The 22,385-nt window shown below is 55.6% G+C and carries 14 protein-coding genes and 1 tRNA gene; 13 read left to right on the forward strand and 2 right to left on the reverse strand.

All coding sequences use genetic code 11. The features are described from left to right. The first annotated feature begins 1,973 nt into the window (after window positions 1-1,973). The 6 genes from VN12_RS06620 to xrtU all read left to right on the forward strand — a co-directional run bounded on the left by VN12_RS06620 (window position 1,974) and on the right by xrtU (window position 8,346). Window positions 1,974-2,603 carry a DapH/DapD/GlmU-related protein gene (locus VN12_RS06620; RefSeq protein WP_146676086.1) on the forward strand — a complete coding sequence of 210 codons (630 nt, stop codon included), beginning with the start codon at window positions 1,974-1,976 and terminating at the stop codon, window positions 2,601-2,603. After that, window positions 2,600-3,796 (forward strand): LegC family aminotransferase, encoded by a 1,197-nt coding sequence (locus tag VN12_RS06625; protein ID WP_146676087.1) that lies wholly within the window; start codon window positions 2,600-2,602, stop codon window positions 3,794-3,796. Before VN12_RS06620 ends, VN12_RS06625 begins: the two co-directional genes overlap by 4 nt. Next, a complete protein-coding gene (locus tag VN12_RS06630; protein WP_146676088.1) occupies window positions 3,793-4,443 on the forward strand; it encodes an acetyltransferase in 651 nt (216 codons plus the stop codon). The genes VN12_RS06625 and VN12_RS06630 overlap by 4 nt, the downstream gene beginning before the upstream one ends. 24 nt (window positions 4,444-4,467) lie before the next feature. Then, a complete protein-coding gene (locus VN12_RS06635; protein WP_146676089.1) occupies window positions 4,468-5,673 on the forward strand; it encodes a UDP-N-acetylglucosamine 4,6-dehydratase in 1,206 nt (401 codons plus the stop codon). A gap of 18 nt (window positions 5,674-5,691) precedes the next feature. Further along, window positions 5,692-6,384 (forward strand): sugar transferase, encoded by a 693-nt coding sequence (locus VN12_RS06640; protein WP_205855207.1) that lies wholly within the window; start codon window positions 5,692-5,694, stop codon window positions 6,382-6,384. A 237-nt stretch (window positions 6,385-6,621) separates the two neighbouring features. Further along, window positions 6,622-8,346, forward strand: a complete 1,725-nt coding sequence (gene xrtU, locus VN12_RS06645; RefSeq protein WP_168164257.1) for an exosortase U — start codon at window positions 6,622-6,624, stop codon at window positions 8,344-8,346. Between the two features lie 559 nt (window positions 8,347-8,905). Here the strand turns inward: xrtU and VN12_RS06650 are convergent. After that, window positions 8,906-8,979 (reverse strand) — tRNA-Val (locus VN12_RS06650). 414 nt (window positions 8,980-9,393) lie between these two features. Here VN12_RS06650 and VN12_RS06655 point away from each other — a divergent pair. The 5 genes from VN12_RS06655 (at window position 9,394) to VN12_RS06675 (ending at window position 16,066) form a co-directional block, all read left to right on the forward strand. Next, window positions 9,394-10,746: a beta-ketoacyl-[acyl-carrier-protein] synthase family protein gene (locus VN12_RS06655; RefSeq protein ID WP_146676091.1), complete on the forward strand. Its 1,353-nt coding sequence runs from the start codon at window positions 9,394-9,396 to the stop codon at window positions 10,744-10,746. Window positions 10,747-10,832: 86 nt separating this feature from the next. Further along, window positions 10,833-11,012 carry a 50S ribosomal protein L32 gene (gene rpmF / locus VN12_RS06660; protein ID WP_146676092.1) on the forward strand — a complete coding sequence of 60 codons (180 nt, stop codon included), beginning with the start codon at window positions 10,833-10,835 and terminating at the stop codon, window positions 11,010-11,012. Between the two features lie 2,092 nt (window positions 11,013-13,104). Next, a complete protein-coding gene (gene fabD / locus VN12_RS06665) occupies window positions 13,105-14,016 on the forward strand; it encodes an ACP S-malonyltransferase (protein ID WP_146676093.1) in 912 nt (303 codons plus the stop codon). Between the two features lie 7 nt (window positions 14,017-14,023). After that, the gene (locus tag VN12_RS06670; RefSeq protein ID WP_168164258.1) at window positions 14,024-14,692 is read left to right on the forward strand and encodes an acetyltransferase; all 669 of its coding nucleotides are present in this window, start codon (window positions 14,024-14,026) and stop codon (window positions 14,690-14,692) included. 87 nt (window positions 14,693-14,779) lie between these two features. After that, the gene (locus VN12_RS06675) at window positions 14,780-16,066 is read left to right on the forward strand and encodes a lactonase family protein (RefSeq protein WP_146676095.1); all 1,287 of its coding nucleotides are present in this window, start codon (window positions 14,780-14,782) and stop codon (window positions 16,064-16,066) included. A gap of 1,758 nt (window positions 16,067-17,824) precedes the next feature. On the opposite strand, the gene VN12_RS06680 is transcribed toward VN12_RS06675, so the two are convergent. Then, a complete protein-coding gene (locus VN12_RS06680; RefSeq protein ID WP_146676096.1) occupies window positions 17,825-18,430 on the reverse strand; it encodes a response regulator in 606 nt (201 codons plus the stop codon). Between the two features lie 235 nt (window positions 18,431-18,665). Between VN12_RS06680 and VN12_RS06685 the strand changes: the two genes are divergently transcribed. Together VN12_RS06685 and VN12_RS06690 are read left to right on the forward strand one after the other, a co-directional pair. Then, window positions 18,666-19,754 carry a Gfo/Idh/MocA family protein gene (locus tag VN12_RS06685; protein WP_146676097.1) on the forward strand — a complete coding sequence of 363 codons (1,089 nt, stop codon included), beginning with the start codon at window positions 18,666-18,668 and terminating at the stop codon, window positions 19,752-19,754. A 52-nt stretch (window positions 19,755-19,806) separates the two neighbouring features. Next, the gene (locus VN12_RS06690) at window positions 19,807-21,519 is read left to right on the forward strand and encodes an amidohydrolase (RefSeq protein WP_146676098.1); all 1,713 of its coding nucleotides are present in this window, start codon (window positions 19,807-19,809) and stop codon (window positions 21,517-21,519) included. Window positions 21,520-22,385: the final 866 nt, after the last annotated feature.

Consider the following 22,385-nt stretch of genomic DNA (forward strand, 5'->3'; position numbering starts at 1 on the left):
ATTGTCGATCTGTTGTCCTCAACAGATCTGGAGCGATTGACGCATGGCACAAGGTAAGTATCTTTCCCAGACCGCGTACGGGAATCTCCACACAGCGTGAGCGAGACGTGGTCCGGTCGATAGTAAGCTGGTACTCCGTGCAGGAACGGTCGAGGACGAGCCGTTCGACATTGTCGATCTGTTGTCCTCAATAGATCTGGAGCGATTGACGCATGGCACAAGGTAAGAACGTTTCGGCAACCGTGCGTTGAGGAAGCATTCGGGGGGAGATTCCCGTGTACCGGATGGCGGCGGGGCGATTCCCGTAAGAGCATCGGCAAGGTGAGCGAACATTCGCTTTGGCTTTTCATCCTGAAAGGATCAAAGCTTGTAGCCGGGGGTTGAGCGCAGCAACACCCCCGGTCACGCCCCACACCCTCTTCTATCCCGAAGGGATTACAGAGTCATCTTGCATCCCGTCGGGATGCGTAAACCTTGGGAAACACACCGGGGGTGTCGCTTGCGCTCAACCCCCGGCTAATGGCTCAAGTCCTTTCAGGACAAAAGGACGAGCCGTTCGACATTGTCGATCTGTTGTCCTCAACAGATCTGCATCGCCTGACGCATCACGCAAGAAAAGTATCTTTCCCAGACAGCGTACGGGAATCTCCACACAGCGTGAGCGAGACGTGGTCCGGTCGATAGAAAGCTGGTACTCGGTGCGGGAACGGTCGAGGACGAGCAGTTCGACATTGTCGATCTGTTGTCCTCAACAGATCTGGAGCGATTGACGCATGGCACAAGGTAAGATCGTTTCGGCAACCGTGCGTTGAGGAAGCATTCGGGGGGAGATTCCCGTGTACCGGATGGCGGCGGGGCGATTCCCGTAAGAGCATCGGCAAGGTGAGCGAACATTCGCTTTGGCTTTTCATCCTGAAAGGATCAAAGCTTGTAGCCGGGGGTTGAGCGCAGCAACACCCCCGGTCACGCCCCACACCCTCTTCTATCCCGAAGGGATTACAGAGTCATCTTGCATCCCGTCGGGATGCGTAAACCTTGGGAAACACACCGGGGGTGTCGCTTGCGCTCAATCCCCGGCTAATGGCTCAAGTCCTTTCAGGACAAAAGGACGAGCCGTTCGACATTGTCGATCTGTTGTCCTCAACAGATCTGCATCGCCTAACGCATCACGCAAGTTAAGTATCTTTCCCGGACCGCATACGGGACTTTCCCAGACTGCGTGAGGGAGAGGTGGCTTAGTCGATAGAAAGGTGGTACTCGGTGCAAGAACGGTCGAGGACGAGCCGTTCGACAATGTCGATCTGTTGTCCCCAACAGATCTGCATCGCCTAACGCATCACGCCAGTTAGGAAGCTCTCCCAGACAGCCTGCGGGACTTGCCAAGTCAGCGTGAGTGAGAGGTGGCTTGGTCGATGGTATGGTGGTACTCGGCGCAGGAACGGTCGGGGACGAGCCGTTCGACAATGTCGATCTGTTGTCCTCAACAGATCTGCATCGCCTAACGCATCACGCAAGTTAAGTATCTTTCCCGGACAGAGTGCAGGATTTTCCAAGACAGCGTACGGGAGAGGTGGCTTAGTCGATAGTATGGTGGTACTCGGCGCATGAACGGTCGAGGACGAGCCGTTCGACATTGCCACTCGCCGCTCATTTCCCCGGGAAAATCCGATAAAAGCGAATTTGCGGGCCGACGAATACGCCCATTTTCGCAAGCCTAAGTAGTAACCGGTTTCAAACCGGTGTTCCGGGAGCTAGATTAGCGACCGGCAAGTATTCGCCGTTCTCCGAAAGGTGTTTCTGTTCCTACCGTTCTCAGAACGGTATTTGCATTCCGACCGCCCGAGGGCAGCTCGGAATACCGTTTTGAAAACGGTAGGATCACAAACGCCGCTTGGAAAGTGGCTACTACCATAAGCGCCGTTTGAAAAAGGGCTACTACTTTGGCGGCTGATTCGTGAAAACGGAACCATGGCATGGCTGGCTTAGTCATCTTCGGAAATCGAACGGCAGTCGAAGTTGCTGAGGCTGCAGAGCTTGGGTGCAAGCACTTGTTCGACACCATCCTGGTCCGATTCTTCGCGGAACCCGAGTTCTCGCAATCGCTCGCACCGGAGCTAGAATCGCAATTGGGTGCCGTGCATTACCTCGCGGGTGTCGCGGATGTGATGGCTAAACTGAGAATTATTTCCGCTTGCTCCGCGCGAGGTTGGCAACCCGCCACGGTCATCCATCCCTCAGCCGTGGTCGCGTCTTCAGCCCACATCGGGGATGGCGTTTTCATCGGTCCGCTCGCGGTTATCTCTTCGCATGCCCAAGTCGCCGAGCATGCCATTGTCCACCTTCATGCTTCCATCGGACACGATGCCCACGTAGGCGCCTACTCCGCAGTCCTCCCAGGCGCACGTGTCAGCGGAAATGTCCGAATCGGCAAACGAGCTCTGATCGGTAGCAACGCGTTTCTCAATGCAGGAATCTCCATCGGCGAAGACTCGCAGGTCGATGCCTTGACCTACGTCTCCCGCCATTTACCTCCGGGGATGCTTGTTTCCACTCGATCACCACGACCGGTTCCACGAGTCAATCTCTCTGGAGTCACTGAATGAATTTGGCTCAACAAATCGTAGCACGGGTCGAACAAGCGATCGGGAGGAGCAATGAGACGATCCTTCTGCATCGCCCCTACTTCCCTCCCTCGACCAATCGATACGTCCAAGAATGCGTGGACACGGGGTGGGTAAGCTCCGCCGGTTCCTATGTCACGCGTTTCGAGCAGCTCCTCGCCCAAACCACCGGTGCCAAAAGAGCGGTTGCCACCGTCAATGGGACCGCAGCATTGGAAATGTGCTTTCGTTTGGCAGGAGTCCAGAGCGGCGATGAAGTTCTCGCACCCTCGCTTACATTCGTCGCCACCGCCAATGCCATCCACCACTGTGGAGCCATCCCCCACTTCGTCGACGTTTCGGTCGAACGGCTTTCCATTTGCCCTGAAGCATTGCGCCGGTATTTGCAGGCGATTGCGACGACCGGAAGCCATGGAAAGCTGGTAAACAGGCAAACAGGTCGACGCATAGGTGCACTATGCGTGATGCATTGCTTTGGACATCCCGCAGCACTCGATGACCTCCTCGCGATCTGTCGGGAATTCGATCTCACTCTCATCGAAGATGCGGCGGAATCGCTGGGTTCCTACTACCGGGGCTCGCACACCGGCAGGCTCGGGCTTTTGTCCGCGGTGAGCTTCAACGGGAACAAGATTGTCACGACTGGAGGTGGTGGTGCCATCTTGACCGACGATGAGCAATTGGCCGATTTGGCAAAACATGTGACAACCACTGCGAAAGTCCCTCACCGATGGGAATTCCACCACGATCGCATCGGGTGGAACTTTCGAATGCCTAACATCAACGCCGCGCTCGGCGTAGCGCAACTCGAAATCTTCTCTCAGCTTCTGGCGGCCAAACGGGAGTTGAAGGACCGTTACGAACGAGCGTTCGGCGATCTCGAGCCAGTCACCTTGCTCAGCGAGCCATCCGATGGCCAAAGCAACTATTGGCTCAACGGATTCCGCATCCCTGGAGCCTCGGTAGCCGAACGAGACGCAGTACTCGATGCGCTCAATAGCGCCGGATATCAAAGCCGTCCAATCTGGGAGCCGATGCATCAACTTCCGATGTTCGCGAACAGCCCCCGTGACGACTTGCCCCGAACCGAACAACTGAAAGGGGAGATCGTCAACATCCCCAGTTCGGCCGACCTCGTACCTTCCCACCTATTAGAGGCCGTGACTCCCCTATGAAACCCATCGCGATCATCGGCTGTGGTGGGCATGCGAGCGTGGTGCGGTCCGCTTTGCTCGCGCTCCATCGAACGATCCTTGTTTCGACCTGTATGGATCCAACACAAGTAGATCGGACCATGTTCCCTTGGGAAATCATGACCGATGGAGAACTACTTTCACGATACAGCCCAGACCAGATCGAGTTGGTATTAGGGATCGGCTGGACTTCCCCCAACAACGCCTCCTCTCTGGCGCAACGGATTGTTCACGAATTTCAAGTGAAGGGATTCCGGTTCACCGGTTTTCAACATCCTTGCGTTTGGGTTGCCCCCGAAGCGAAAGTCGACTCGACGGCGCAGATTCACGCAGGTGCCGTTGTCCAGCCCGGCGCGGCCATCGGTCCTTTTGCATTGATCAACACCAAAGCGTCCGTGGATCACGACTGCACCATCGGCTCTTTTTGCCATTTGGCTCCCGGCGTAACCTTATCCGGAAACGTTCGTGTCGGATCGGGTTGTCATTTAGGGACAGGCGCCTCCGTCATCCACGACATTGAGATTGGGGCGGAGAGTTTGATCGCAGCTGGCTCCGTCGTCGTCACCTCTCTTTCACCGCATTCCCGGGTGCGCGGCGTTCCCGCAAAGCCATTTCCTCCTCAGACCTGACCGCATCTGTAATCGCGAGACCTTATGAATACGAAACTATTGGAGCAGATCGGTCGGTACGAACCGTTGTTTGTCGAGGACTTGCGCGCGTCGGAAGCGGAGTTTAGCGAGTTGGTCCGTTCCTCGCGTTTCTTGGTCGTCGGTGGCGCGGGATCGATTGGGAGCGCGGTGGTGCGCGAGATTTTCGCTCGGAATCCCAAAGTGCTCCATGTCATCGATACCTCCGAAAACAACTTGGCCGAGATGGTGCGCGATGTGCGGTCATCGCTCGGGTACATCGATGGCGAGTTTCACGCGTATTGCTTCGATGGCTTGGGACCCGAGTTCGAGTCATTTGCGAAGAACACGCTCGAAGAGGGGAAGGGATACGACTACGTTCTCAATTTCTCCGCGCTCAAACATGTGCGGAGCGAGAAGGACCCGTATACCTTGATGCGTCTGATCGACGTCAATGTGTTTCTCACCAAGAAACTGCTCGACTTCGCTAGGGCCTGCCATGCAAAAAAGTTTTTCTGCGTCTCGACGGACAAAGCTGCCAATCCCGTGAACATGATGGGGGGCTCCAAACGGATCATGGAGATGTTCCTTTTGGGGGAGAACAGCCAAACACCCGTTTCGACAGCACGATTTGCCAACGTCGCTTTCTCGGATGGTTCGCTGCCCCACGCTTGGACGCAGCGTATTCAGAAGCGACAGCCGCTCTCCGCGCCAAACGATGTCCGCCGATACTTCGTCACTCCGCAAGAGGGCGCCCACCTGTGCTTGTTCTCCATCTTGCAAGGGAACGATCGAGAGATTTACTTTCCGAAACTGAGTCCTCGACTCCACCTAATAACCTTTTCATCGATGGCGGTGAAGTATCTCTCGTCGCTGGGCTATGAAGCGGTCGAATGCGAGACCGAGGAAGAGGCGCGTTCCCGTGTCGAGGAGTTCGCGGCTCAAAAGAAATGGCCTGTTTATTTTTTCCCAAGCGATACGACAGGCGAAAAGGATTTCGAAGAGTTCTACACCGATACCGAGGAAGTCGATTGGGATCGCTACAAGGAGATCGGAGTGGTGAAGAACGAATTGTTGGTCGATGCCGGGCTCCTTCGCGAATTCGAAACGACTCTGCAGCGGATGCGAGAAACCCACCGGTGGACGAAGGGGGAATTGTTGGAAGCGTTTTCAAAACTGCTACCCAACTTTGCCCACAAAGAGACCGGCAAGACACTTGATAACCGGATGTAAGTGAAAAGAGAGGCGAACGTGAAGCGTTTGATGGATTTGGTGATTTCCGGGACGGTACTCCTCCTGTTATCTCCAGTGCTAGTAGTGGTCATTCTCATTCTCAAACTGACGGGAGAACGTGAAGCCTTTTACTTTCAGGACCGAGTGGGTTTCATGGGGAAGATCATTCCCGTGACGAAGTTTGTCACGATGGTCAAGAACAGTCCCAATATCGGGACGCGGGACATCACGTTGCGCAATGACCCACGCGTCCTACCCGTTGGCAAGTTTCTTCGCAAGTCGAAGCTCAATGAAGTACCGCAGCTGTGGGACGTCTTCGTAGGCAAACTGTCATTGGTCGGATGGCGACCGCTGATGCCCAAGGGCTTTGCCGATTATCCGCAGTGGGTGCAAGAAAAAATCGTGCACGTGAAGCCGGGTTTGACGGGGATCGGCTCGCTCGTTTTTCGAGATGAAGAAGCGATCATCGCTCGGGCACAAAAAGATGGTCGGGATTTGCGGCAGTGCTACCGCGAGGACATCATGCCTTTCAAAGGGGAGCTTGAAAGTTGGTATGTGGACCATCCGGGGATCCTCACCGATTTCAAGATTCTCGTCGCGACCGCCATTGCAGTCCTTTTTCCACGCTGGCGAGGATTTTGGAATTGGTTCCCAGGCATCCCGAAGCCTCAGTCTCCGATCCTCCAAGATGTCCTTGGCGTTACACCGTAAACCAGCAGCCTCAAGTAGTAGCCTTTTTCAAAAAGGCGTCCCGTTTTAGCCTGTCTCAGGCAGGCATTCCCACCCCACTTCGCATCCCCAGTGATCTCTTTCAAGATATCATAGGGAGCAAGTATCGCGTTCGGAGAACGCGGGAACAGAAACGCGGGTCGGGGGACCGGCTACTACTGTGCGACGGCTTCGAGGACTGATGTTGAGTACTTGGTAGGTTACGAAAGACGAATGGGAATGATGGATAACGCTCCAACCACGACTCCAGCGGCAACGCCGCCGACGACATCGGGCACCACTTCGACCTCGAGTCCGGTCCGCATCGCCTCCCCGATCGACATCGTTTACGCGTTGATCTTGCTGAGTTTGGGGCCAATGGTCTGGCTCCAAGCCAACAGTTTGTGGAATCGCCCGCACCTGCAGTTCTTCCCGCTCGCTTGGTTGGCATTTGGATATTTTCTCTTCGATCGCAGCAAGGGCGTGCTGGGAATCGCCAATTCGCAGCGTCAAGTTGCTGCGATCGGAGTCATGCTCGTCAGCTTGGTGGCCGCTGTCGAGGCGGTGTTGATTTCTTCGCCGTGGCTCTCGTATGTCGCTGGCGTTTTGGTCATCGTCTCCTGGATGTTGCTTCGCGTAACCAGATTGGGATGGCATCAGGTGCTCGGAATCTCCAGTTTGCTCTGGATCACCGTCCCCTTGCCCGCGGGTTACGACAACAAGCTCATTCAGTATCTGCAAGCGCAATCGAGCTACACAGCGAGCATGGTGCTCGACGCGATTGGGATCCTCCATGTCCGCGAAGGAAACATTCTTCAGTTGATGGAGAAGAGATTGTTTGTCGATGAGGCTTGCAGCGGCGTTGACAGTCTTTATGCGTTGATGGCCATTTCACTGACGCTGGTTCTTTGGATGCGTCAACCACTTTCGGTCGCTATTGGAGCATTGTGCATGGTCCCCGTGTGGGCCTCGTGCAGCAACATCCTCCGATTGGTAACCATCGTTTTATCCCTTGAGTGGTTGGGGCTCGATTTGTCATCGGGTACTCCCCATACGATTTTGGGTTTGGTCGTCTTCGTCATTGCGTTCGCTTGCGACTTTGCGTTCATTCAGTTCTTAGGCGCTGTCGTGGAGCTTCCCCATCAAACCAAAAAAGCCAACTTGTTGAAAGATCGCCCGGGCCGTTCGTTTGGATTCACACGTTCCGAACGCCACTTGCAGCGTGGTCCTGAATTGGCTTTACCCGTGGCATCGTCCAATTCCTCCACCGCGCTGCGATGGGCATGGATTCTTTCCGGAGCCTTAGCTCTTTGCTTTCTAGGTGTTGGCGCTTATTCGACTCGCGTTTTGTCGGGGGGCACTATTTTTCGATTCCCTGAGTTCACCGAAGCGTCCCTGGCGAAGCTGAAAGAGTCGTTGCAGTTACCAAACGACTTGAATGATTGGAAGCTTTTCCGAACCGAGTTGGTGGAGCGAAGCAAAGAGAACTCAATGGGACAGTTCTCGCATGTGTGGCTTTACAACTCCACCAGTACGACGGGAACCCTCTCCGTCGATTTCCCATTTCGCGGCTTCCACTTGCTCGACATTTGCTACGAAGGTGCCGGGTGGCGTCAGCAAGAAACGCAGCCTGTCATCGAAAGCCCCTTGAACGATCCTCAGTTTGCCAGCAAGGGAGATTGTCAGGTTCACTTTTTGGATTTGATCAAGGACACCGGGGAGTACGCCTATGTCGCGTATGTGCAGTTCCAGTTGGACGGCACACCGGTCAAGAGTGCTGCGGTATCGCGTGGCTTCGAGCGATTTGAACAGACATTCTTAGAACCGGTCACTTACCAGATCCAGTCGATCGCATTGTCCAACCAACCGATTCCCGCCAGCGCGCGCGAAGCCACGCTGAAGAACCTTTTGGCTGCTGCGACCAAGGTACGTCCCACATTCGTCGGAATTGAAACCAAAGACTGAGAAGCCCCCTTTCAAGCCGTCGTCCTCGGCTGCTCGACGCTTGGTGCGGGGGAGATTTTTGGCCAAAGGCCATATACACCTTAGCCTAGGGCAACGCCCTAGGTACACGTCCCCGCCCTGGTCCTTTTGGCTGAAAGCCATGCACAACGGTGTTTCTGGCGGAAGGACAAACGGACCGAGGACATGAAGCAATTCAGGGATCGAACGTACAGGGGATTTGAATTCGATTCCCTGCGCAATGGAACGCAACGGATTTGTGTATGGCTTTCCGCCAATTGGATCGTTGTGGGTTGCCAACCTAGGGCGTTGCCCTAGGCTACGTTGGGCATGCCCTTCAGGCAAAAGAATCCGTCGAGACGACGGCTCTACATTAGAAAACCATTGAGACGACGGCTCACCATTGGGAAAGGTCGAGAGAGACTATTCGGCACGAAAAACGGACGAGAAAGACCGTTCGAAGACAAAGAAAAACGGTTGATGCAACCGTTTCCACATGGGTTCGGAAGAAAGCTCTACTCTCCACTCACTCCCATCTACTTACTCTTGAGCAACGCTCAAGTGGACGATATTGGACTCGAACCAACGACCCCCACGATGTCAACGTGGTGCTCTAACCAACTGAGCTAACCGTCCATTTGTCCCCGCATTCTCTAAATTGGCCGCCAGATGTCAAGAGCATGCTGCGCATAGATGCGAGATGTGAGGCGCGAGCGGCGAGGAAGAAACTGTCCCTGAAACGGTGATACCCCACTATCCTACCCATATTTCGCCATGCTCCATGCCCCATGCCCCATGCTCCATGCCCCACGCCCCTCGCCCCTCGCCCCTCGCCCCTCGCCCCTCTCCACTCGCCACTCGCCACTCGCCACTCGCCACTCGCCACTCGCCACTCGCTACTCGCTACTCGCTACTCTTGACTTGAACGAGCGGGTATGCTCTTCTGATTCGCTCCCTCGCTGAATCTTTCCAGCGCAGGTAGCGTCCCCATTTTTTTTACGAAACCGACGACGCCTAAGGTCTCTTCAGTTCCCGCATTCACGGATTCCCATGTCATCTGCCTGTTCGCTGTTGCCTGACCACCAACGTGTCGTCATCACAGGACTGGGAGTGGTTTCTCCGCTCGGCCGCGACTTGGAGTCCTTCTGGAAAAACATTTCCGCCGGTGCTTGCGGGATCTCCCAACTGGACTGCCTTCCCCAAGACAGCCAAACCGCTAGCTTTGGCGGGCAAGCCAAATGCTTCACCGGCGACATCGGAGATTTCGGCCCCCTCGACAAGGCTTTGCAGAGAGCGATCAAAAAGAATCAAAAGGTGATGTGCCGGGAGATCGAACTCGGCGTCGCCGCTTGCCAGCTGGCTCTCCATCATAGCGGTCTGTCCGATCCCTCGCTTCGACAGCCGGACCGGACAGGTATCGTCTTCGGAAGTGACTACATTCTCACCCGGCCGGAAGAGTTTGCCGACGGCGTGAAGGCTTGCATGGACGACCACAACCAATTTCCAATGCCTCTCTGGCCGGGGACGGGACGTCCTCAAGTCAATCCGCTCTGGCTTTTGAAATATCTCCCCAACATGCCCGCTAGCCACGTGGCGATCTACAACGATCTCCGCGGCCCTAGCAACTCGGTCACCATTCGAGAGGCGAGCAGCGCGGCTTCGATCACAGAAGCGGTCGCGACCATCCGCCGAGGCTCGGCTGATGTCATGCTGGCCGGCGCGACCGGTTCCCGCCTGGAACCCCTACGTGCCCTCCATTTCGCCACCTCCGAAAAACTTGCCGATGAAGCCGATCCGACGAAGATGTCACGGCCTTTCGGCAAAGAGCGGAGCGGCGGGATCCTCGGCGAAGGAGCCGGGGCTTTGGTTCTCGAATCGCTGGCACATGCCAAGGCCCGTGGCGCGAAGATTTGGGGAGAAATTATGGGTGGTGCTGGTTCTGCAGTCTGTGCGGAATTGCACGAAGCCGAAATCGATAGCATCCGCATCGCGACCTCCAATGTTTTGCGAAGCTTGATGCGCAAGGCAGAAGCCGCGGGTGCAAACCTTGCCCCCGAAGCGTGGCATATCCATGCGTGCGGCAAGAGCGAGCCGGACCACGACCGATCCGAGGCGCTCGGGATCGTGGACTGTGTTGGCGAATCGGGGCCGGTGGTCACCGCTGCCAAGAGCTACTTCGGTAATCTGGGAGCCGGAAGCGCGGCGGTGGAAATCGTCGCCAGCTGCTTGGCTTTGGAACATCGCGAGCTGTTCGGACTGGTCGCCCCCCAAAATATCGACGAAGCCTGCGCTATCCGCCCCGCAACGGCCGGAGTCGCACCTGGAGATTGGTTCGTTAGCCTTTCCTACTCGAGCCAAGGCCAAGCGGCGGGTGTTTGCGTCCGACGTTTCGTTTCGGCTTGACAGCCTTTCCGGGAGCAAGTACCCTTTTCGCTCCCAAAAATTCTTAAAAGCCCTTTGTTTTTGCTGATTTTTGCTGAGTTTCCAACATGGCAGTACCTAAGAGACGACATTCGAACGCACGATCTGGCAAGCGACGAGCGCATCACCAAAAGAAGCCCCGTCAAATCCAGTTTTGCCCCAAGTGCAGCAGCCCTACCCCTACGCACCATGTATGCCCCAAGTGCGGCTACTACATGGGCCGTGTTGTCGTTCAAGCGAGCGAATAGTACAACGGGCGAGAGTCTAGCAGCCCCAGGCTAAGCGGTAGCAGGTTCAGCAGTTGTAGGTCAAGTATCCGCAGTCGACTGCATCCCTCCGTGTTGGGGCTACCTGCAAATACGGCTTGGTTCGTAGTGGCCGGTCGCCGACCGGCGTTCCCCCGCTCGCATGCTATCGGCGAATCGACTGGTTCATTACGGTTGAATTGTCGGGCTGCGCCTGCGGAGACCCGTTCTGAGAACGGTTGGAACAGAAACGCCGTTTAAAAAACGGCTTATGCTGTAGCGGCCGCCTGGATTGATTGCTTAGGTCCGCTGCGTCTTTCTTCTCCGCAGAAACGGTCGAGGACGACCGTTCGACACTGTCGATCTGTTGTCCTCAACAGATCTGCGTCGCCTAACGCATCGCGGAAAATAAGTATCTCTCCCAGACAGCGTGCGGGACTTCCCACGACTGCGTGAGGGAGAGGTGGACTGGTCGATAGTATGGTGGTACTCGGTGCTGGAACGGTCGAGGACGAGCCATTCGACATTGTCGATCTGTTGTCCTCAACAGATCTGGATCGCCTAACGCATCGCGCAAGATAAGTATCTCTCCCAGACCGCGTACGGGAGAGGTGGCTTAGCCGATAGTAGGATGGTACTCGGCGCAGGAACGGTCGAGGACGATCGTTCGACACTGTCGATCTGTTGTCCTCAACAGATCTGCATCGCCTAACGCATCACGCAAGACAAGTATCTCTCCAAGACCGCTTACGGGAGAGGTGGCTTAGCCGATAGTAAGGTGGTACTCGGTGCTGGAACGGTCGAGGACGAGCCGTTCGACAATGTCGATCTGTTGTCCTCAACAGATCTGCGTCGCCTAACGCATCACGCAAGATAAGTATCTCTCCAAGACTGCCTGCGGGAGAGGTGGCCTAGCCGATAGTAGGATGGTACTCGGCGCAGGAACGGTCGAGGACGAGCCGTTCGACGGTGTCGATCTGTTGTCCTCAACAGATCTGGATCGCCTAACGCATAACGCAAGATAAGTATCTCTCCCAGACCGCGTACGGGAGAGGTGGCTTAGCCGATAGTAGGATGGTACTCGGCGCAGGAACGGTCGAGGACGATCGTTCGACACTGTCGATCTGTTGTCCTCAACAGATCTGCGTCGCCTAACGCATCACGCAAGATAAGTATCTCTCCAAGACTGCCTGCGGGAGAGGTGGCTTAGCCGATAGTAAGAGGGTACTCGGTGCAGGAACGGTCGAGGACGAGCCGTTCGACATTGTCGATCTGTTGTCCTCAACAGATCTGGAGCGCCTGACGCATAACGCCAGTTAGGAAGCTCTCCCAAGACAGCGTACGGGAGAGGTGGCTTAGCCGATAGTATGGTGGTATTCGGCGCAGGAACGGTCGAGGACGAGCCGTTCGACAATGTCGATCTGTTGTCCTCAACAGATCTGGAGCGCCTAACGCATAACGCCAGTTAGGAAGCTCTCCTAAGACAGCGTACGGGAGAGGTGGCTTGGTCGATAGTATGGTGGTATTCGGCGCAGGAACGGTCGAGGACGAGCCGTTCGACAATGTCGATCTGTTGTCCCCAACAGATCTGGATCGCCTAACGCATCACGCAAGTTAGGAAGCTCTCCCAAGACAGCGTACGGGAGAGGAGGCTTAGCCGATAGTAAGAGGGTACTCGGTGCAGGAACGGTCGAGGACGAGCCGTTCGACAATGTCGATCTGTTGTCCCCAACAGATCTGGATCGCCTAACGCATCACGCAAGTTAGGAAGCTCTCCCAAGACAGCGTACGGGAGAGGTGGCTTAGCCGATAGTAAGGTGGTACTCGGTGCAGGAACGGTCGAGGACGAGCCGTTCGACATTGCCTCCCGCCTCCCACCTCTCCTTGCTCCTTGCTCCTTGCTCCTCGCCACTTGCTCCTCGCCACTCGCTACTCGCCACTCGCCACTCGCGAACGCGGTTTGGAAAGCGGTTATTTCATCGGGGATAAGCATTCGTTAGCAACTGCTGTACAATGCTCCGTTCCGGTTGCTACCGATGCGCCGACGTTGCCACTCGCAATTCACCACCTTTCACTCTCCTACCCGACTACCATCGTGCCGAAAACTGCTCTTTTATTTCCAGGACAGGGCGCCCAAGCCGTAGGCATGGGCAAGGGACTTCTCGAGCGAAGTGCGAAGGCTCGTGAACTCTTTGCCGAAGCCTCCAGCATCCTTGGTTTCGATTTGGCCAAGCTCTGCACCGAAGGTCCCGAAGCGGAATTGCATTTGACGAACAACTCGCAGCCCGCGCTCTTCGTCCATTCCATGGCTGCCTTGGCAGTATTCCTGGAAGACAAACCGGAGTGCTTGGATTCCGTGGCCGCCGTCGCCGGCTTGAGTTTGGGCGAGTATTCCGCCCTCTGCGCCGCCGGAGCTATCTCGTTTGCCGATGGAGTCCGATTGGTCAAGGAGCGAGGGGCTGCGATGCAAGAGTCCGCTTCCGCGATCGCGAGCGGTATGGCGAGCGTGCTGGGTTTAGAGGAATCGCAAGTAGCGGAGTTGTGCGACCTAGCAAGACAGCCCGGTGAAGTGTTGCAAGTCGCGAATCTGCTCTGCCCGGGTAACATCGCTATTTCCGGCCAGATCGCTTCACTCGACGCCGCCGAACAGCTTGCCCCCGAGGCAGGGGCGTCCCGATTCATCCGCTTGAACGTGGCGGGTGCGTTTCACACGGATATCATGAAACCCGCCGTCGAGAGACTGGCGGCTGCTATTGCCCAAACGAACCTCCAACCGCTCCGCTTCCCCCTAATCGCCAACGTGGATGCCGGCGAACACCGGGTGCCAAGCGAACTGGCGGGCCTCCTTACCCGGCAAATGGTTTCCCCTGTATTGTGGGAAGCATCGCTTCGCAAGCTGTTATCGCTGGGGGTCGATCAGTTCTATGAAATTGGAGCGGGTCGCGTTCTCGCTGGAACACTCAAACGTATCGACCGCAAAACACCTTGCGAATGCTTCGGCGACTAGAGAGCTTATGAAACCTGTCGTAATCCTGGGTTGTGGCGGACATGCGAGCGTCGTGAGCTCCGCATTGCTAACACAGAATCGAATGATCCTGGCATCGACGACTCCTGACCCGAAGGCTGTCAATCGATCGTTGTACGCGTGGGAAATCATCACAGACGAAGACCTTCTCGCGCGTTACAATCCGGACGATATCGAGCTTGCTTTAGGGATCGGCTGGACGTCGCCGAACAACGCAACGTTCTGGGTGCAGCGGATTGTTCAGCGGTTCCTGGAAAAGGGATTTCAATTCACCGGTTGTCGGCATCCTTTTGCATGGATCGCCCCCGAAGCTTGTATCGATCCGACCGCACAAATCCATGCAGGTGCAGTTATTCAACCTAGGGCAACCATCGGCCCCTTTGCGATCATCAATACGAGAGCGTCTGTCGATCACGATTGCACCATCGGGGCATTCAGCCACTTGGCGCCAGGGGTAACCCTATCCGGCAGCGTGAAAGTTGGCGACGGATGCCATATAGGAACCGGTGCCTCCGTCATTGATCAAATTGAGATTGGCACGGAATGTTTGATCGCCGCCGGTTCAGTCGTCGTTTCTTCTGTTCCTGCGAATTCGAAAGTGCGCGGCGTCCCCGCCAAGCCATTCTTCACAGTCGCCCAACATCAGCCGGATACCTAATTGGCAAGCCCTCATACTCCTTGACAACCTCTCACCCCCATCCTTCGACCGGTCACTACCCTCGCCACACTATCACCAATTCCCACCATGACGACTTCTCCGAATTCCGATATCCACCCTCGCCGCCGCTGGATCTCAGGTGCAACACTTGGTTTCGCGGCCCTTCAATGGACCGGTCCCGACTCGCTCCTTCGTGCGGCAACTTCAACGACGAAGAATCGCGTTCGGGTTTATGTGGGTACATTTAGCTCACCCTTGAAAGACGTATTGCCGACGCAAGTCGATTTGCCACCCGGCAATGGCCGTGGCATCCATATTTTTGAAATGGACACAGAGTCGGGCGCATTCCAAGAGATCGGCATTGCAGAGTTGGGAACAAGCCCCAGCTGTTTGGTCCTCGACAAACGGGAGTCGTTTCTCTATTCGGCCAACGAAACCGATCGAATGGGAGCCGAAAACCACGGTACCGTATCGGCTTGGAAGATCGACTCTCAGTCGGGAATGCTATCGCTGGTCAATTCGGTAACTTCGGGAGGCTCGGGCCCCACCTATGTGAGTTTGCATCCGAATGGCAAGTTTCTCTTTGTAGCAAACTACTTCGGGGGTTCTATCGCAGTCCACCCGGTCTTGCCCGACGGTTCCGTAGGGGAAGCAGTCGCGGTCAAGACGGATGAAGGGAACATCGGTCCGACACGTGCCAAGCATGCACCGAAGGGAAGTTTTGCCATAAGCGGGCACGATCGAACGCATGCGCACATGATTGAAACCGATATCACTGGCAAATGGGTGATCCATTGCGATCTCGGGCAAGACCGCATCTACATTTGGCAATTCGACTCAACGACGGGTAAACTAACTGCTGCACCGAAGCCCTTTATCGCGTTGCCGCCCGGGGACGGTCCTCGGCACTTTCACTTCCACCCGAATGGAAAATGGTTCTATTCGATTCAGGAAGAGGGCTCAACCGTCGTCTTATTCGACTTCGACGCGAGTACCGGCGAACTGACCGAACGCCAAACGATTTCGACGTTGCCTAACAAATTCGAAGGGAGCAATTTTTGCTCGGAGATTTTGGTATCTCAGGATGGACGATTTGTCTATGCAGGAAACCGGTTGCATGACAGCATTGCCATCTTCCGGATCAGCGAAACAGGCGAGTTGACTTACTTGGGAGAGGTATGGACGCAGGGGAACTATCCACGCAGTTTCACGGTGGATCCAAGCGGCAATTGGTTGGTTTGTTGCAACCAACGGAGTGATAACCTTGCCATTTTCCGCGTCGATCGCACCAGTGGCCAGTTGGAGTTCAGCGGCCAATTCGCCGCTGTCGGAAACCCATCCGTCGTCCGATTTAGCAAACCGATGTCGAACTAAGAATCGGTGTTCCCTGTAATGGGAGTAGCAGCCGAATTTACAATGGCGCATACGGTCCAATCGTTCTCAGACCGGCGAGGAGCAAGTAGCAAGTAGCAAGTAGCAAGTAGCAAGTAGCAAGTAGCAAGTAGCAAGGAGCAAGGAGCAAGGAGCAAGGAGCAAGGAGCAAGGAGCAAGGAGCAAGGAGCAAGGAGCAAGGAGCAAGGAGCAAGGAGAGTCGGGAGGGGGATGCTCCCTGTCGAACGGCTCGTCCTCGACCGTTCTTGCACCGAGTACCACCATACTATCGACCAAGCCACCTCTCCCTCACGCGGTCGTGGAGAGATACTTATCTTGCGCGGTACGTTAGGCGCTCCAGATCTGTTGAGGACAACAGATCGACAGTGTCGAACGGTTCGTCCTCGACCGTTCCTGCACGAAGTACCACCATACTATCGGCTAATCCGCCTCTCCCTCAGGCGGTCTTGGAGAGTCCCGCACGCTGTCTGGGAAAGATACATATCTTGCGCGATGCGTTAGGCGATCCAGATCTGTTGAGGACAACAGATCGACCCTGTCGAACGGCTCGTCCTCGACCGTTCCTGCACGAAGTACTAGCATACTATCGGCTAAACCACCTCTCCCTCACGCGGTCTTGGAGAGTCCCGCACGCTGTCTGGGAGAGATACTTATCTTGCGTGATGCGTTAGGCGATCCAGATCTGTTGAGGACAACAGATCGACATTGTCGAACGGCTCGTCCTCGACAGTTCCTGCACGGAGTACCACCATACCATCGCCCAATCCACCTCTCATTCACGCTGTCGTGGAAAGTCCCTCACGCTGCCTGGGAAAGATACTTAACTTGCGCGATGCGTTAGGCGATGCAGATCTGTTGAGGACAACAGATCGACAGTGTCGAACGGCTCGTCCTCGACCGTTCTTGCACGAAGTACTAGCATACTATCGACCAAGCCACCTCTCCCTCACCCAGTCAGGGAAAGCCCCGTACGCTTTCTGGGAGACATACTTATCTTGCGTGATGCGTTAGGCGATGCAGATCTGTTGAGGACAACAGATCGACATTGTCGAACGGCTCGTCCTCGACCGTTCCAGCACCGAGTACCACTTTTCTATCGGCTAAGCCACCTCTCCCTCACGCGGACTTGGAGAGTCCCGCACGCTGTCTGGGAAAGATACTTATCTTGCGCGATGCGTTAGGCGACCCAGATCTGTTGAGGACAACAGATCGACAACGTCGAACGGCTCGTCCTCGACCGTTCCAGCACGGAGTACCACCATACTATCGACTAAGCCACCTCTCCCTCACGCGGTCTTGGAGAGTCCCGCACGTTGTCTGGGAGAGTTTCTTACCTTGCGCGATGCGTTAGGCGACCCTGATCTGTTGAGGACAACAGATCGACATTGTCGAACGGCGCGTCCTCGACCGTTCTTGCGCCGAATACCACCATACTATCGGCTAAGCCACCTCTCCCTCACGCGGTCTTGGAGAGTCCCGCACGCTGTCTGGGAAAGATACTTATCTTGCGCGATGCGTTAGGCGACCCAGATCTGTTGAGGACAACAGATCGACAACGTCGAACGGCTCGTCCTCGACCGTTCTTGCGCCGAATACCACCATACTATCGACCAATTCACCTCTCCCGTACGCTATCTGGGAAAGCTTCCTAACCGGCGTGGTGCGTTAGGCGCCCCTGATCTGTTGAGGACAACAGATCGACAATGTCGAACGGCTCGTCCTCGACCGTTTTCATGGGGTTTAGGCAACGGCGACGGGTCGATCAATTTCGAGCATGTCGCAGACGCGGTCCAGGAGCTTGTCGGTCGTGAACGGCTTTTGCATGAAGTCGTTCGCGCCCGAGGCTCGCAGTTCGGCCACACGTTCGTGTTCGATCATACCGGAGATGCACAGAATCTTGACCGAATCCATGGTCCGATCGCTTCGCACTCGCTGACAAACTTCTTTGCCATTGATGTCGGGAAGCATGACGTCGAGGACGACCATGTCAGGACGGAATTCCTTCACCTGCATGCCCGCATCGAAGCCATTGTTGGCCGTTCGGATATCGAAACGGCCATCCCGATCGAACATGTCGTACATCAAGTCCACCAGATCTTGATCGTCATCGACGATCAATAGCTTCTTTTTACCGCTTTCTAAGGCATCGGTGGGGATGCCATTGTCCTTCATGAAGACGAACAGTTGGTCGCGGGGGATACGACGGAAGCGGCTTCCTGGAACTCGAAATCCCTTGAGCGTGCCGTTGTCGAAGCAACGAATGATTGTTTGTTGGCTAACCTTGCAGATCTTGGCAGCCTCGCCGGTCGTGAAAACCGTTTTTGTACTGGACATAGGGGGAACCATCCTTCCTGAATGTTCTTTACTATATTGACGACGGGTCGCCAAGCTGACGTGCTCGGTCTATCCTGTGACCTTTCCTGGTCTTCCGAACTTACCGAGCCTACCGTAGTTGGGCGGAGAATATCGAAGCGGGGGAAACCGGGTCAAGACGGATTTCAAAAAGAGTAAACTTGGTAAATTCGTGGCTTTACGCGATTGGGGATTACCACGCGTTCTACATCAACTGGAAGGGAACCTTATGTCGTCGGAGCTTGTTTCGTGCCGCTGGGGCATTCTGTCAGCCGCATCGATCGCCAAAAAGAATTGGCGCGCGATCGCGCAAACGACTCGTAGCTCGGTAGTGGCGGTGGCCAGTCGACGTCGCGAGGCGGCTGAACAGTTTGTGCGGGAATGCAGTCTCCACACGCCTCAACGTTTGAGTGTCGATGCGATGGACTCCTACGAGGCGTTGCTCAAGCGAAGCGACATCGATGCCGTATATATCCCGCTCCCAACGGGGCTTCGCAAAGAATGGATTCTGCGCGCTGCCGAACACGGAAAGCACATTTTGGCGGAGAAGCCTGCAGCCATCACGACCGAGGATATGGAAGAGGTTCTCGACGTGTGCCGAAAGAAAGGAGTGCAATTCATGGATGGGGTCATGTTCATGCACTCAGCCCGTCTCCCCCAGCTTCGCGAGTCTCTCCTTTGTCCCGATTCGATAGGGACGATTCGCAGAATCGCCTGCCAATTCTCTTTCAATGGTGGAGACGAGTTCGCCAAGTCGAATATTCGCACCGATAGCAAACTCGAACCGTTTGGATGCTTAGGGGATTTGGGATGGTATTGCATCCGCTTTATTCTTTGGGTGCATCGCTTCGCCATGCCAACGCGGGTTTCAGGACGTACGCTCTCGACGCTTCAAGGCGCGGGGAGCGAGGATCGAGTTCCTGCCGAATTTTCCGCAGAACTCGATTTCCATGACGGCTCGACGGCCTCGTTCTACTGTTCGTTCCTTACCGAGAATCAGCAATGGGCTCACGTAAGCGGGACAAAGGGGTACGCACGATTAGACGATTTCGTATTGCCCTTCTTCGGTAGCGAGGTGGCGTATGAGGTAAGCCAGCCGTCTTTTAACGTCCAGGGTTGCTCGTTTCATATGCAGCAGCACACCCAGCGCCACGCAGTCCGAGAGTACGATTCCGGTTTTGCCCCGGCACAAGAAATCAACATGTTCGAAACGTTTCAAAAGATAGTGGAGTCGAAGCAGCTCGATCCCACTTGGGGTGACATCTGTTTGAAGACCCAACAGGTCATGAACCAGTTGTACCAATCGGCAAACGGGTAACACGGTGCGTGAGAAGACGGAACATAGAAGACGGAACATAAGGACAAATCGGATGCTTCGAGAGTCGATCTTTACAGAGTCGATCTTTACATGGGGTACTGCTCTGGCGGTCTCCTGCTTGTCGCCTCTTTCCGCGTGCCATCAAGCTCTCGCTCAGTCCACAGAACGCGCGGATATCGTCATATTGGATGCGAAAGTCCACACGATGAATCCGGTGCGTCCGACCGCATCGGCAGTTGCTATCCGCGACCAACGAATCGTCGCGGTAGGAGACGACGATTCCATGAAGGCTTGGATGGGTGGCGATACCGAAGTGATCCGCGCCGAAGGGAGGGTGATTCTCCCGGGCTTCAACGATAGCCATGTCCATTTTCTCCAAGGAGGTCAGCAGCTATCAAGCGTTCAACTGCGAGATGCGGCGACGCCCTCCGAGTTCCGCGCGAGAATTGAGAGTTTTTCGAAGGGATTAGAAGCGGGCCGCTGGATCGTGGGCGGGGATTGGGATCATGAGAACTGGCCAGAGGGCAATTTGCCCCATCGCGATTGGATCGATGCTTTTACGTTGGATCGAGGTGTTTTCATCTCCCGGTTGGATGGCCACATGGGTTTGGCCAACAGCTATGCGTTGAAATTGGCTGGCATAGATGAAAGCACCCCCGATCCTGCAGGTGGGACCATCGTGCGCGAGCCCGAGACGGGGCGACCGACTGGGGTGCTGAAAGATGCGGCTATGAATCTCGTTACAAAGCATATCCCAGCGCTTAGCTTTGAGGCCAAAAGGAGTGCTGCCAAAGCTGCGACGGAACACGCGGCTGCTCTCGGCGTGACCAGCGTTCAAGATATGTCGGGCGAGGAGTACGTCCCGGTATTCCAGTCTTTGCGGAAAGACGGGGAGTTGAAAACAAGGATTTATGCCGTAGCCCCACTTCCTCAATGGAAACGATCGGCGGAGCAAAATCTTCGTGCTGCGATCGGAGATACTTGGTTGAGGCGAGGGGGCCTTAAAGGGTTCGCCGACGGAAGTCTAGGTTCGACAACCGCCTTATTCTTTGAACCGTATTTGGATGAGCCCCGGACGAAAGGGCTACCTAGCGATGAGATGTTTCCCGACTGGGCGATGTTAGAGCGGGTAAGGGGTGCGGATGCCGCGGGCCTTCAAATTATGATCCATGCGATCGGCGATGCCGCGAACGAGAAGATCTTGTCGATCTATGAACAGGTTTCATCTGCGGCAGGGGATCGCGATCGCCGATTCCGTATTGAGCATGCACAGCATTTGCGTCTGGTTGATATTCCGCGGTTCCGAACGACCAAGGTCATCGCATCGATGCAGCCATTCCATTGTGCCGACGATGGACGGTGGGCCTGGAAACGAATCGGAGACGAGCGTGCCAAGGGGACTTATGCATTTCGGGATTTGCTCGATGCCGGGGTCGTTCTTGCGTTTGGCTCCGATTGGAACGTAGCGCCCCTCGATCCAATTGCAGGGATCGAAGCCGCCGTGACGCGACAGACGCTTGACGGGAAACATCCCAATGGATGGGTACCGGAACAAAAAATCACGGTAGAGGAAGCAGTAAGGGCTTACACAGTCGGTTCTGCGTTTGCCGAGTTCGCGGAAAGCGAGAAGGGAATGATCAAGCCGGGGATGTTAGCAGACGTGGTGATGTTGTCGGACGATATCTTTGAGAACGGATTCGACCGCTGGAAGACCACTCAAGTCCGATTGACGATCGTCGACGGTCGCATCGTCTTCGAACGCTAACGCACCACGGCTTAGCAGCCTGTCCCGGCCTAGCGGTCGTCCCCGTTTAAGCAGTCGTCTAAGGTCAGGCAGTCGTCTGAGGTCAGGCAGTCGTCCCCAGTCAGGCAGTCGTCCCCGACCAACCAGTTGTCCTCAACTGCCCGACACTGGGAGTGGGGAGCGGTTTTTTGGCCAAAGGCCATATACACCTTAGCCTAGGGCAACGCCCTAGGTACACGTCCCGGCCCCGGTCTTTTGGCTGAAAGCCAACCACAACGGTACTACTTGCGTAAGGACCAACGGGCCAAGGACATGAATCCATTCGGAGATCGAACATACAGGGGATTTCCATTCGACGATATGTGCCATGGCGTGTAACGGATTTGTGCATGGCCTTCAGCCAAAAGAATCCGTCGAGACGACGGCTCTACATTGGAAAACCGTCGGGACGACCGTTCGGCATTGCCGACCACCCCTCCATGCTCCTTGCTCCTTGCTCCATGCTCCATGCTCCATGCTCCTTGCTCCCTGCTCCCTGCTCCCTGCTCCTTGCTCCTTGCTCCTTGCTCCTTGCTCCTTGCTTCTTGCTCCTTGCTTCGGCGACCGTGCGGTAAGTGGATCCCGCAAACGCGATCGCGTTCATGACGCAAACGTTGGCGAAGAGAGCCATTGACAGGAGAGGCCGAACCTGCTGGGAAACCATATCACTCCAATTCGAGTGTCCCTCGCAACGAGGTCTGATCGCATGTTTTTCGCATCGCTGTCGAGAATGACACCCCATCCCAGTTAGAGAACAAAAAAGGGCCGGTCGGCATCCGGCACTCTTCGCCATGCGAAAAAGCCTTGCCAACCAGCCCGAAAGTGAACCGCGATGGTTCTCACCGACC

The organism is Pirellula sp. SH-Sr6A, from assembly GCF_001610875.1.
GTDB lineage: Bacteria > Planctomycetota > Planctomycetia > Pirellulales > Pirellulaceae > JBKCUI01.

Excerpts from the sequence above, each read along its gene's own strand:
- VN12_RS06625 (WP_146676087.1), top strand. The coding sequence starts at position 2,600 with ATGAATTTGGCTCAACAAATCGTAGCACGGGTCGAACAAGCGATCGGG.
- xrtU (WP_168164257.1), top strand. The coding sequence starts at position 6,622 with ATGATGGATAACGCTCCAACCACGACTCCAGCGGCAACGCCGCCGACG.
- rpmF (WP_146676092.1), top strand. The coding sequence starts at position 10,833 with ATGGCAGTACCTAAGAGACGACATTCGAACGCACGATCTGGCAAGCGA.
- VN12_RS06670 (WP_168164258.1), top strand. The coding sequence starts at position 14,024 with ATGAAACCTGTCGTAATCCTGGGTTGTGGCGGACATGCGAGCGTCGTG.
- VN12_RS06680 (WP_146676096.1), bottom strand. The coding sequence starts at position 18,430 with ATGGTTCCCCCTATGTCCAGTACAAAAACGGTTTTCACGACCGGCGAG.
- VN12_RS06635 (WP_146676089.1), top strand. The coding sequence starts at position 4,468 with ATGAATACGAAACTATTGGAGCAGATCGGTCGGTACGAACCGTTGTTT.
- VN12_RS06690 (WP_146676098.1), top strand. The coding sequence starts at position 19,807 with ATGCTTCGAGAGTCGATCTTTACAGAGTCGATCTTTACATGGGGTACT.
- VN12_RS06630 (WP_146676088.1), top strand. The coding sequence starts at position 3,793 with ATGAAACCCATCGCGATCATCGGCTGTGGTGGGCATGCGAGCGTGGTG.
- VN12_RS06655 (WP_146676091.1), top strand. The coding sequence starts at position 9,394 with ATGTCATCTGCCTGTTCGCTGTTGCCTGACCACCAACGTGTCGTCATC.
- VN12_RS06675 (WP_146676095.1), top strand. The coding sequence starts at position 14,780 with ATGACGACTTCTCCGAATTCCGATATCCACCCTCGCCGCCGCTGGATC.
- VN12_RS06685 (WP_146676097.1), top strand. The coding sequence starts at position 18,666 with ATGTCGTCGGAGCTTGTTTCGTGCCGCTGGGGCATTCTGTCAGCCGCA.
- VN12_RS06620 (WP_146676086.1), top strand. The coding sequence starts at position 1,974 with ATGGCTGGCTTAGTCATCTTCGGAAATCGAACGGCAGTCGAAGTTGCT.